This is a genomic window from Paludibaculum fermentans, from assembly GCF_051172195.1.
Taxonomy (GTDB): Bacteria; Acidobacteriota; Terriglobia; order Bryobacterales; family Bryobacteraceae; genus Paludibaculum; species Paludibaculum fermentans_A.
Map to the genome: position 1 here is coordinate 5,951,216 of NZ_JBPJAQ010000001.1, position 11,851 is coordinate 5,963,066.

Here is an 11,851-nt window from a genome sequence, read left to right on the forward strand (position 1 = left end):
AATGTGAAATACTCTACGGCCAAGAGGGACTTCCTGGCCATGGTTAAGCAATCAAAGCCGCTGTGGTTGTTTTTATTCGCGGCGATTCAATTTTTGACGCCTCTCCGCGCGCAGACTCAGACGGTCTCTCTGTTGTTCGGTCCTACCAGCGGAGCCAACACGGAGAAAGCTGCGTCCAGCGCCGCAGAGCGGGTGACCACCTGGCTGGCTCAACGGGGCCAGGCGGTGGAGGTGCGCCGGGCAGGCAGCCGGGACGGCCAGGAATTATTGAAGTTCATGAAGCCGCCGGATTTGGAGAAGACGCTGCTCGCGGCCGCGAAAGAGGCGCAGGCGAACACCCAGAATGAGTATCTGAACGCGCTGGAAGTAGCCTCGTACTCACTTGCGCGGGCGCGCGGAACACGGGTCCTGGTGACCATGCTCGAACCCCCGAAGTTCAATCAGGATGGCGAGGCCAGGCTGCAGCAGATTCTCGATCAGTGCAAATCGAAGTCGATTACTGTAATTGCGGTGAACCTTGGCGGCCAGGCCGCGGGCGAAGGCGGACAGGCGCTGGAGGCACTGGCCACGGGCAGCGGCGGGTCCTGGGCGCGTAGTTTCGAGGATCTTGACAGGGCGTTGAGTGCGGTGGTGCCCACCAAGGACGAAGCGGCCAGTGTAGTGGCCAAGTCCGCGGCGGCGGCGACGCCCCGGCCGTCGGACGAACTACAGATCTTCGCCCGGCTGGTGAAGACAGCCCCGATCCAGATGGCCAAAGTCAGTGCGAAGCTTGGTCCCATGACCGGCTTGCTCATCCTCGAGGTGCCCATGCGCACCCTGGCGTTCAAAACGAATGGCGGGAGTTACGAGGCAAAAGCACGCCTTTCGGCCAGCATCAAGGACACGAATGGAACGGTTGTCTGGAATGGCACGAAGGACTATTCCGTCAAAGGCTCTGCCTCCAAATTGGAATCGCGGAAAGCAGGCGCGATGTATTTTGTCAGGGAGCTCCAATTACCGGCTGCCAAGTACGCGCTGGAGGCCAAAGTCGAAGACCTGAGCGCGGAAAAGTCGGCGGTGGCCAATGGGGAGGCGGAGGGCGCCAACAGCCTGCCCGGGCTCGGAGCCAGTGATTTGATGTTCGTCCGCAAATTTGACCGCTCGATTGATGTCATGCAGGGGGATTCGGTCATCAGCTATGACGGCGAGGGACTGGCCCCGATGTTGAGCCCGGCGTTTGCCGCGAACGAGCCGTTTCAACTGGAGCTCTTCTTTACGTTCTACCCAGACATGAACGGGAAGCAGCCTGTGCTGACACTGGACATCCTGAGCAAGGGCCAGTCCAACGGGATTACCACGCTGGCCTTTACCGACAAGCTGAGGGACGACTCGCGCTCGGGTTCTGGCTCGGCCTTCGCCGGTGAGCAGAAGGGCAGGTTTCCCTACCTGGCGAGGATCGGCAATGCCTCGTTCAACGAAGGTGAATACGAGGCTGTGGTTGAAGTGCGGCAGGACTCGGTTTCGCAGAAGCGCGCCGCCCATTTCCGGGTCTTCAAGAAGTAGGCCGGGCGTGCCGCTGATTGTCATATAGTAGACAGTCATGCAAATCAAGGGCTTCGACTTTGCCGTAGTCGGCGGGGCCTCGGTGTTCGCGCTGATTGGGATCGCGATGCTGGTGCCTGGGATCCGCAATCTCTCGCGTAGCGTGGCGAGCAGTCACTGGCCGAAGGCGCCGGCCCGGGTGGTGAAGTCCGATACGAGCGCATCGGTTTCGACCAGGCGGAATTCCAGGGACCGGAGCACGATGTACTCGGCCAGCATTCAACTGCGGTATGCGGTGGCCGGGCAGGAGTACGCGACGGATACGCTGCATTTTGGGGAGACGTTGGGCTCGGGCGACTCGTCGGAGGCGGAGCTGCGGCGGCTGCGATTTCCGATGGGCTATGAGACGACGGTGGTCTATGATCCGAAGCAGCCGTGGGTGGCGGCGGCGCGGCCGGGCTTCCACAGTGAGGCGCTGCTGTTGCCGGGCGGCGCGCTGGCCTTCATCATTCCAGCGATTATGTTCGTGGTGCTGTATTACGGGATGGACCGCGGCAACAGCATGTTCGGAGTCGGGCTGGGGCTTTTCGCGGCGATCTTCATGACGATCGGCGCGGCGCTGCTGACGCCGGGGCTGATGAATCTGTGGAACGCGCGGGAGAGTTTGAAGTGGCCTGTGGTGCCGGGCCGGATTCTGTATCACGAGGAGGGTTCGAGCACCTCTACGGAGAAGGACGAGAAGGGTTTCACCAGGACATCGACCACGTACTCGACGCGTGTGATTTACCGCTATGAGGTGAATGGCCAGACTTGGTTCAACAACGTGCGGAGGTTTGGGCAGTTAGCGGGGTCGAGTGAGGAGTGGGCCTCAGAGATCGCGGGACAGTACCCGAAGGGGAAGGACGTCGAGGTGGCGTACAAGCCGGGGGATCCGGAGACGGCGGCGCTGGAGCCGGGGATTGACAAGGAAGCGTACTACTTGCCGGGTGCGGGCGCCGCCCTCCTGTTATTCGGGATTGCCGTGATCCGTTGGGGGATTCCGGCGTTGACGGGCTTTTAGGAGCCGCGTTTGGCTGTCCACTCAATCGACTGGCCGCCATCGCCGCCGGCCCGTTCGGCCGTGAGCTTCAGGGTGTCGCCGGACAGCTTCCCTTTGTAGTTCATTTTCATCTCGTTGTCCTGGAACTTCATGGTGATGGTGAACGAGATTGCATCGCCCTCCACCTTGCCGTTCTCGATGACGGATTTGCCCATCATGGAACTGACGGTTTCGCCGGTGAGTTTGGCGCCGTCGACTTTGAATGCGAAAGTGCGCTCCATTGCGCCGTTGGGGCCTTCGGCCGTCGCTTTCCAATTGCCGCTGACATCGGCAGCGAAGGCAGCGAGCGACGTCAGGATGAGTGCTAGCACGAACCGCTTCATGGGGGATCACCTCTCTCGACAGGGATGGGCCCGGACGCGGGCCGCTGCTCCAATTTGCTGGATTTTTGGAATGGCGTCAAGCACGCAACAAGAGAATGTGACGTGGGGCTGCCGCTGGATTGTATGCTGGATGAACGAATCGCGCATTTCATCCTCGGAGGTCAGAAGTTCATGAATATTTTCCGCTTGGCATCGCTGCTGATGGTGGCGGCCGCGCCCTGGTTGGCGGCTCAATCGGCCGCTCCGCAATGGCGCGACCTGATCGGCAAGGACCTCACCGGCTGGGTGAATGTAAATACCGAGAAGGACACCTGGCGGGTGGAGAATGGCGAACTGATCTGTACCGGCCATCCGATTGGCGTGATGCGCAGCGACCGGCAGTATGAGAATTTCATCCTGGAAGTGGACTGGATGCATGTCGAGCCCGGTGGGAATTCGGGTATCTTTGCGTGGAGCAACGCCACGCCGGGGTCCAACCGGCTGCCGGATGGCGTGGAGATCCAGATGCTGGAACTCGACTGGGTGAAGATCAACAAGAAGCCGGACTTCGATCCGCCGATCGCGTATGTTCATGGCGAGTTGTTTGGTGTGGGCGGGGTGAAGACGGTGCCGGACAATCCTCGGGGTGAGCGCAGCAAGTCGATTCTGAATCTCTGCAAGCCGCGCGGGCAATGGAATCACTACACGGTGGTGGCCGTGGATGGGGTGATCAAGCTGGCGGTGAATGGCACCTTTGTGAACGGCATTGCGAAGTCGACGCACAAGAAGGGCTATCTGTGCATGGAGTCGGAAGGGGCGGAGATCCACTTTAAGAACCTGCGGATTATGGAACTGGCTCCGGGCGTGACGGATGCGAGCCAGACGGCGCCGCTGTTGCAGTAGGGGGCTAGCTGCTAGGAGCTAGCAGCTAGCTGCTGTCAGCTCTCAGCTATCGGCTTTCAGCTCTTGAGTTAGTCGATGGCCAGTTGATCGGGGATGATCGCTGACCGCTGATCGCTGATCGCTGACCGCTGAAAACTACCACGGTCAGCCCCTCGCTGAGGTGGGTGTACGGGTTATACTCTTGGAATCCACAAGGGGACACACGATGCTCACCAGGCGTACGTTTCTGGAATCCTCCGCTGCCACGGCTCTGGCTAGTCGCCTGTTTGCCGCTCCGGCGGGATCCAAGCAACCGAATGCGGAACTTGAGGCGTTGGGCGCGGTGGCGCTGAACGAAGCAAAGAAGCAGAAGGCCACCTATTGCGACATTCGCATCATCCGCTACCGGCGGCAGTTCGTGACGGTGCGGCTGAATCCAGAGCGCGGCACCGGCAAAACCCTGGAAGTCCCGAATGTCGCCGATACGGGTTCGTTCGGGTTTGGCGTCCGGGTGATCGCCGATGGCGCGTGGGGTTTTGCGGCTTCGCCGTTTGTCACCAAAGACGAGATTGCGCGGATCACGCGAGAGGCGATTACGGTGGCCCGCGCCAACGCGGTGCTGCAGTCGCGGCCGCTGGTGCTGGCGCCCGTAGGCGCTTATCGCGACCGCTGGCAGACTCCGCACGAGAGCGATCCGTTCGCCGTGCCGCTGGAACAGAAGCTGGAGCTGATCCGCTCTGCCGCGGCCGAAGTGAAGAAGGGCAAGGGTGTGTTTGCGGCGGGCTGCAACCTGTCGTTCCGCAGTGAGGACAAGTATTTCGCCTCGTCCGAAGGCTCTTCGATCCAGCAGTTGAATCTGCAGACCTATGGCCAGGTGAACGGTACGGCTGTGGACATGAAGCGCGGTATCTCGCGCACACGCCGCTTCCAACCCCCGCAGGTGACGGCCGGTTATGAGTACATCCCGATCATGAACCTGGTGGAGAACGCCCAGCGGGTGCGGGAAGAGGTGATTGAGCACCTGAACGCTCCGGCTGTGACGGCCGGAAAGAAGGACCTGGTGCTGCTGCCGAGCCACCTGTGGTTGACGATTCACGAAAGCCTGGGCCACTCGACGGAGTTGGATCGCGCGCTGGGCTACGAGGCGAACTATGCGGGCACCAGTTTCCTGACTCCGGACAAGCTGGGCAAAGAGCGTGTGGGCAGCGACATCATCAACGTGTGGGGCGACCGCACGAACGAGCGCGGCTTGGCGACCACCGCCTATGACGACGACGGTGTGAAGACGACGAAGTTCCCGATTATCGAGAAGGGTGTCTTCAAGCACTACCAGACGATTCGCGACCAGGCTGCGTTGATCGGCGAGAAGGAGTCGCGGGGGTGTTGCTATGCCGACAGCTGGTCGAGCGTGCCATTCCAGCGCATGCCCAACGTCTGGCTGGAGCCGGGCAAGCAGGGTACCTCGCTGGACGATCTCATCAGTGGCGTGGAAGACGGAATCCTGATTGACGGCGACGGCAGTTTTTCCATCGACCAGCAGCGCTACAACTTCCAGTTCGGCGGCGATGCGTTCTGGGCGATCAAGGGTGGCAAGAAGCAGGGCATGGTTTCGCAGGTGGCGTACCAGTCGCGCACGACGGATTTCTGGCAGGCGTGTGACCTGATTGCGGGGCCGAGCTACTGGCAGCAGTGGGGGGCGGCCAACGACGGCAAGGGCGAGCCGGGCCAGATCAACTCAGTGAGCCACGGCTGCTCGCCGGCGCGATTCCGGCAGATCAATGTGATTGTGACGGACTAGGGGCGAGGAGACAGGCACCATGCTGACAAAGGAACAAGCGAAGAAGCTGATCGACAAGGCACTGTCGTTCTCCACGTTTCCGGAATGCAATATCAACATCAACAGCTCAGAGAGCGCGTCGATCCGGTTTGCATTGAACGGCATTACGACCTCGGGCTACACGATTGAGCAGTCAATGACGATCTCGTCGGCGAAGGACGGCCAGACCGGCAACACGTCCATCGACGAGTTCGACGACAACTCGATTCGCGAGGCGGTGAAGCGGACCGAGGCGCTGGCGCTGATTTCACCTCCAAATCCGGAGCGCGTGCCGCCGCTGGGTCCGCAGAAGTATGCGGCTTACGAGAATTTTGCGGAGTCGACGGCGAAGGCCCGGAACGATGTGATGATTCCGCATGTGCGGGCCATCGTTGAAGGTGCCAAGGCGCAGGGGTTGGTCGCGGCGGGCTTTTTCGAGCGGGAAGCCAGCGCCGTTGCCACGGCCACCAAGCAGGGGAACTTCGGCTTTGGCCGCCAGACAGATGCCCGGCTATCGACGACGATCCGGACGGCGGACGGGTCGAGTTCAGGTTGGGCTTCGCAGCCGGCGGTGCGCATCGAGCAGATCGACGGCGCGGCTATCGGCAAGACGGCGATTGAGAAGTGTATGCGCTGGAAGGGCCCGAAGAGGCTGGATCCGGGCAAGTACACGGTGGTGCTGGAGCCGACGGCCGTGGGCGACCTGATTCAGCTGCTGGGGTTCAACTTCCAGGCACGTTCGGCGGAAGAAGGTCGCAGTTTTTTGAGCAAGCCGGGAGGCGGCACACTGGTAGGCGAGAAGCTGTTTCCCGAGTCGATCACGCTGCATTCTGATCCATTCAACAGCTTGTACTCCGGGCTGCCGTGGAGTGGCGGCGGACTGCCGGCCGCGCCGATGCCCTGGATTGAAAAGGGCGTGGTGAAGAATCTCTTCTACGACCGCTACTGGGCCGCGAAGGCGGGCAAGGCTCCCACGCCATTTCCGTTCCAGATGGTGCTGGATGGGGGCGACAAGTCGCTGGCGGAGTTGATCGCTTCGGTGGAGCGCGGGCTGCTGGTGACGCGCTTCTGGTACATCCGCAACCTGAATCCGAAGACGGTGCAGTACACGGGGTTGACGCGCGATGGGCTGTTTCTGATTGAGAACGGCAAAGTGACGTCGCCGGTGGTGAACTTCCGGTTCAATGAAAGCCCGGTGCGGTTATTGCAGAACATCATTGCGATGGGCAAGCCGGTGCGCGTGCGCGGCGGCGAAGGGCAGGGCATGATTGCGCCCGCGGTGGTGGTGAAGGAGTTCCCGTTCAACAGCATCAGCGACGCAGTGTGAAGTCTTTTGGGGTTGAATGAACCGGGCCCGGACACTTGGTTGGTGTGCGGGCCCGGTTTGTCGTTGGTTGCGGGGGTGAAGGGTTAGGGAGTCACCGCAGCCGCGGCGGGACAGCAGCGGTACTCCTGCGATTTTTCGAGCAGTTCGATCTGGCGGGCCAGCAGCTTGTTCCGCAGCTCCTGCTCTTCCAGGTCCAACTGGATCTTGCGCTGCACTTCGGGTTCGCAGATGTCGCAGTCGTCGATGCAGCCCTTGACGATGAGACCCGGGGTGGGCAGGCAGGATTCGACGACCACTTCGAACAGTTTCTTTGCTTCCGGCGAAACCTCTCCGCCTGGTGCCGCGATGAGGCCATTGGAGGCCAGATCCTTGTCCACCTGTTCCAGCGCCGCCTTGCGTGTGGCCGCCGAGAGCGGCGCCGCAGAGTTCAGCACGGCCGAGTTGACGGCCAGCGAGACTCGACTGGTGCTGAGCGTGTTGCCGGAGGCGCCGGCATCCTGGAGAGCGACACTCTGGCGTCCGATGGCTTCGACAGCCAGACGGTCCGACTGGGTGGCCAGGACGCTGGTGGGCACCACTGAGACCTGCCCGCGGGACACGGGTGGATTCAGCGAGGCGCGTGTGGGGGCGGCCGGGTCGTCTATTCTCCGTTCGATCCGCTCCAGCGTCAGTTTGACGATCTGTTTGCGGTTCAGGCGGTAGAAGAAGAAGGTGATGGCGTGGCAGTGATTGGGGTTGGAGAACGTACGCGACGACGATTCGAAGTGGTCCTCCGACTCCCCCTCGGTGTGCGTGCGCGAGTTGACTTCTCCAATCGAAAGCGACGCCGAAGCGTGGGTAGCCTGGACGGACTGGTTAGCCGAGGCCGTGGCGTGGGTGGAGAGCTGCCGCAGGAAGTCCGACGTGGACGACGCGCTGTGAGAACCATTGGCATTCGTATCCGCGCTGGCGGAGAAGAAGCCGATGGAGCCGCTGGCATCTCCATGGAAGTCCCACTTGCCGCTCTCCGAGTTCGAGGCGTGGCTCGAATCGGTTACGGACAGGTCGGACATGGAGTTCTGCATCGCCGCCATGAAATACCGGTCTTCCGATAATTGTTCATTCCGGTAACTCACTTTGGTGGTGCTGTCGAAGGTGAAACGCGACCGCCGGTCGGAGGTGAATAGTTTCACCTGCTCGCCGGGCAGCAGCGTCATGGTGTGAACGGGATCGCCCAGGAAGAGAGGTCCGGGGCAGCGCGTGAGGCGGACATGGAGGGTGACCTCCACGGTGACCGTAGCCGGCCGGCCGCCCGCTTCGTTGACTGTCACGCGGTGTGGCAGCCTGTAGCGGAAGTCCAGTACGTCACAGCAAGGATCTTTGGACAACGTAGGGCAACAATCGCTTTCCGCGGCGGGGTTGCTGACGTCTTTTACTTTGGATGCGTCTTTCATCGGTCCACTCCTCGTCTAGTACAAGCAATACGCAATAGTGCAGTCAGGAGCGGACTCGTTTCAGAGGAATTCAGACTGGCTGGGCCTGATTCCTGCCTTCGACCAGAATATGGAGGTCGGCTGCCATTTCCTGGAGTGTTTTTGCCTGGGCGGCCAATTCGTGCGCGGCAGCGGCGCTTTCTTCGGCCGCGGCACCGGTAGTGTGGCTGATGCGCTCAATCTCGCCCAACGAAACGGTTGCCTGCTGGATGGCCTTCGTCTGTTGCTGCCCGCCCTGGCTGACTTGGTCGACCAGCGGTTTGATGCGGGCGATGAAGGTCACCAGGGACCCCATCGCAGTGGAGACGTGGGCGGCTTCCTTCTGGCTGGCGTTGGATTGCTGGACGGAATCGCCGATGAGACCGGAGATTTCGCTCGCCGCGCCGGCGCAACGTTGGGCGAGGCTGCGGACTTCGTTAGCGACCACGGCAAAGCCCAGGCCGGATTCGCCCGCGCGGGCCGCTTCGACGGCGGCGTTGAGTGAGAGGATGTTGGTTTGGAAGGCAATCTCGTCGATCACTTTGATGATCTTTGAGCTCTTTTCACTGGCGGCGCGCAACTCGTGCATCACCTGCATCATGCGCCCGATGGACGCTTCGGCCTGCGTGCAGGTCTGGTCCGTGTGCTCAACGATCTCGTAGGCGGACCGGGCGTTGCCGGTGTTGGTCTCGATCATCGAACCGATGGAGCGGCAGGAAATGGAGGTCTCCTGCAAAGAGGCAACCGTGGAGACGGCACCTTCCGACAAGGACTGCGCCGAAGCGGCCAATTGGGATGACGCCTGGGTGACTTGTGCCGCGCCGCCCGCCAGATTGCCCGCTACCTCCCTGAGTGATCGGTTCATGTGGCGCAACGCCAGGAAGCAGATGACGAAGCCTAATAGGAATGAGAAGCCGATACCAGCGGACGTCCGGGTGATGACTCGGTTGACCAGGGCTTCGATCTCAAAGGTCCACGTGTGCACACCGTCAATATTGGCCTTGCTGAATTGGCCTGCATCCTGCACCATCTGCGCGCCGATCGAGGCCCAGCGCTCGAGATCCTCGCTGAATTCCTGATCTTTGTGTTTGCCTGCCTCCACCTTCGCGAGCATCGGACGCAGGCATGCGATGTACTTGGCATACCCCTCCGCCAGACGGTCTACCTTCGCGAGGTCAGCCGGACCTCCGCTTTCCATGGCGACGGAGCGCAACTGCCGCAACTCCTTCTCTGCCATGGCGAGCCGCCCCCAGGCCTTCTCCATGGCCCCCTGTTTCTGGATGGTCATGTAGTAGATCAGGTGTACACGGGCGTTCAGGATATGGCGTTCAAACTCCAGGGAGATCTTCGCCTCCGGAAGAACGCGTTCGGATAACCGCGAGAGTTGCCGGGAAGTCTCCACCATCTGCCAGATCGCCATGGCTCCAAATGGCAGTCCCAGGATCAGCGCCGCCAGGAAGGCTGTCCAGATGCGTGCTTGAATACTCCAACGTGCCGTCATGAGTTGAGCTCCCTGGTTGGTCTCTTCGACCGCCGGAGTGGATCTCATACTCTTATTCCGTCAGCAGCCGCAACCGGAGGTCCTGATAGACTGGGAAACATAACCCTTAAGATTTCTTCAGGGGGCGTAGTGTCCTTAGGGCCGGGCTGTTCCGGCGGCCACTCCATGTTCCAGTGTCTGAGGAGGCATCCATTCACGAAACAGAGCTGATTCTCACCATCACCGGAGGACTTTCCGCCGCTCTGTTGCTGGGGTATCTCACACATAAGATGGGTCTTTCGCCCATAGTGGGCTACCTGTTAGCGGGCCTCATCGTAGGGCCGCACACGCCGGGCTTCGTGGCCGACCGCCGCCTGGCCGACCAGTTGGCCGAAATCGGTGTGATCCTGCTGATGTTCGGCGTCGGCTTGCACTTTCATTTGAAAGACTTACTGGCCGTGCGCAGCGTGGCCCTGACCGGCGCGTTGTGCCAGAGCATCGCCGCTACGGCGCTGGGGTCATTCACCGCCCATGCCTTTGGTTGGAGCTGGCCTTCCGGCATCGTTTTCGGTTTGGCGCTTTCCGTAGCCAGCACGGTCGTTTTGACACGAGTGCTTTCCGACAACGGCGACCTGCACAGCCGCACTGGCCGCATTGCCGTGGGCTGGCTGGTGGTGGAGGATCTGTTCACCGTCCTGGTTCTAGTCCTTCTGCCGGCCTTGTTCGGTTCCGGAGCGAAGGAAGTTTCGGCTCTCCCCCTGGCTCTGGGGCTGGCGGTGCTGAAAATAGCCGTGCTGGGGGCTTTTACGTTTGTCGTGGGCGGACGGTTGATTCCGCGCCTGTTGTCCGGCATCGCGGCTACGCATTCTCGGGAACTCTTCACCCTGGCTGTACTGGCGATTGCGCTGGGGATTGCGGTGGCTTCCGCTTACTGGTTTGGAGCATCCATGGCGCTGGGCGCCTTCCTGGCCGGGATGGTGGTGGGCCAATCCGAGTTCAGCCAGCGGGCCGCCTCCGAGGCGTTGCCGATGCGGGACGCGTTTGCTGTCCTGTTCTTCGTTTCGGTGGGTATGTTGTTCGATCCAAGGCAGTTGCTGCATTCTCCTGGCGTGGCGGCGGCGGCTTTGGGGATCGTATTGGTGGGCAAGCCGCTGGCCGCATTTCTGATTGTGACGCTGATGCATCACGGGTCGAAGGTCGCGCTGGGGGTGGCCGTGGCTCTGGCGCAGATCGGCGAGTTTTCGTTCATCCTGGCGGCGGTGGGCAAGAGCCTCAAGATCCTTTCGGAGGACGCAGCCAACATCCTGGTGGCCGCTTCGATTGCCTCCATCGCTTTGAATCCAGTGCTTTACCGGCTGGTGGGGCCGGCCGAGGCTTACCTGCGGCGGCATCCCTCGCTGTGGCGCCTGCTGAACCGCGAGAACCTGCCCATGGAGGATCACCTGGGCAGGAAGGCGGGCCCGGCACACCGCGCGGTGGTGGTTGGTTACGGGCCGATCGGCCAGACGGTGACCAGGCTGCTGGCGCAGCGCGGGATCGAACCCACCGTGATCGAACTGAATGTGGATACGGCTCGGCGGCTGCGGCAGGAGGGTGTCCACGCGATCTATGGCGACGCCAGCCAGCGGGAGATCCTGGAAAGCGCGGGGTTGGAGCGGGCATTCAGCCTGATTCTGACGGCGCCGGCAACAGCAGAGTCGACCGAGATGATCCGGCTGGCGCGTGAGATCAACCCGACAATCCAGGTCCTGGCGCGGTCGGCCTTCCATGGCGAGACGGCGGGCATCCGCTCGGCTGGGGCAACGCATGTCTTCTCGGGCGAAGGCGAGGTCGCATTGGCGATGACAGAGTATATTTTGCAACAGCTTGGAGCTACTCCGGAGCAGTTGGACGGTGAGCGCGAGCGGGTTCGCGCGTTCCTGGCGACATAGAGCAACGGCTGTTACAGGCAGGTGTTGCTATCCTGAGAGAAT

The 11,851-nt window shown here is 61.5% G+C and carries 9 protein-coding genes; 6 read left to right on the forward strand and 3 right to left on the reverse strand.

The genetic code is table 11. The features are described 5' to 3' along the window. Window positions 1–39 precede the first annotated feature (39 nt). Together ACR9Y2_RS23825 and ACR9Y2_RS23830 are read left to right on the forward strand one after the other, a co-directional pair. On the forward strand, window positions 40–1,542 hold the full coding sequence (locus ACR9Y2_RS23825; RefSeq protein WP_435044169.1) for a hypothetical protein: 1,503 nt from the start codon (window positions 40–42) through the stop codon (window positions 1,540–1,542). 37 nt (window positions 1,543–1,579) lie between these two features. Continuing rightward, complete coding sequence (locus ACR9Y2_RS23830; protein ID WP_435044170.1) at window positions 1,580–2,581, forward strand: DUF3592 domain-containing protein; 1,002 nt, start codon at window positions 1,580–1,582, stop codon at window positions 2,579–2,581. On the opposite strand, the gene ACR9Y2_RS23835 is transcribed toward ACR9Y2_RS23830, so the two are convergent. Beyond that, window positions 2,578–2,943: a hypothetical protein gene (locus tag ACR9Y2_RS23835; protein WP_435044171.1), complete on the reverse strand. Its 366-nt coding sequence runs from the start codon at window positions 2,941–2,943 to the stop codon at window positions 2,578–2,580. The genes ACR9Y2_RS23830 and ACR9Y2_RS23835 overlap by 4 nt on opposite strands. Before the next feature lie 123 nt (window positions 2,944–3,066). Between ACR9Y2_RS23835 and ACR9Y2_RS23840 the strand changes: the two genes are divergently transcribed. The 3 genes from ACR9Y2_RS23840 (at window position 3,067) to ACR9Y2_RS23850 (ending at window position 6,947) form a co-directional block, all read left to right on the forward strand. Next, on the forward strand, window positions 3,067–3,825 hold the full coding sequence (locus ACR9Y2_RS23840) for a 3-keto-disaccharide hydrolase (RefSeq protein WP_435044172.1): 759 nt from the start codon (window positions 3,067–3,069) through the stop codon (window positions 3,823–3,825). Between the two features lie 205 nt (window positions 3,826–4,030). Further along, window positions 4,031–5,602: a TldD/PmbA family protein gene (locus tag ACR9Y2_RS23845; RefSeq protein WP_435044173.1), complete on the forward strand. Its 1,572-nt coding sequence runs from the start codon at window positions 4,031–4,033 to the stop codon at window positions 5,600–5,602. A 19-nt stretch (window positions 5,603–5,621) separates the two neighbouring features. Next, a complete protein-coding gene (locus ACR9Y2_RS23850; protein ID WP_435044174.1) occupies window positions 5,622–6,947 on the forward strand; it encodes a TldD/PmbA family protein in 1,326 nt (441 codons plus the stop codon). Between the two features lie 83 nt (window positions 6,948–7,030). On the opposite strand, the gene ACR9Y2_RS23855 is transcribed toward ACR9Y2_RS23850, so the two are convergent. Together ACR9Y2_RS23855 and ACR9Y2_RS23860 are read right to left on the reverse strand one after the other, a co-directional pair. Then, window positions 7,031–8,380, reverse strand: coding sequence for a hypothetical protein (locus ACR9Y2_RS23855; protein WP_435044175.1), 1,350 nt, complete (start codon window positions 8,378–8,380; stop codon window positions 7,031–7,033). Window positions 8,381–8,450: 70 nt separating this feature from the next. Then, a complete protein-coding gene (locus ACR9Y2_RS23860; RefSeq protein WP_435044176.1) occupies window positions 8,451–9,947 on the reverse strand; it encodes a methyl-accepting chemotaxis protein in 1,497 nt (498 codons plus the stop codon). A 143-nt stretch (window positions 9,948–10,090) separates the two neighbouring features. Between ACR9Y2_RS23860 and ACR9Y2_RS23865 the strand changes: the two genes are divergently transcribed. Next, window positions 10,091–11,809, forward strand: coding sequence for a cation:proton antiporter (locus tag ACR9Y2_RS23865; RefSeq protein WP_435044897.1), 1,719 nt, complete (start codon window positions 10,091–10,093; stop codon window positions 11,807–11,809). Window positions 11,810–11,851 lie beyond the last annotated feature (42 nt).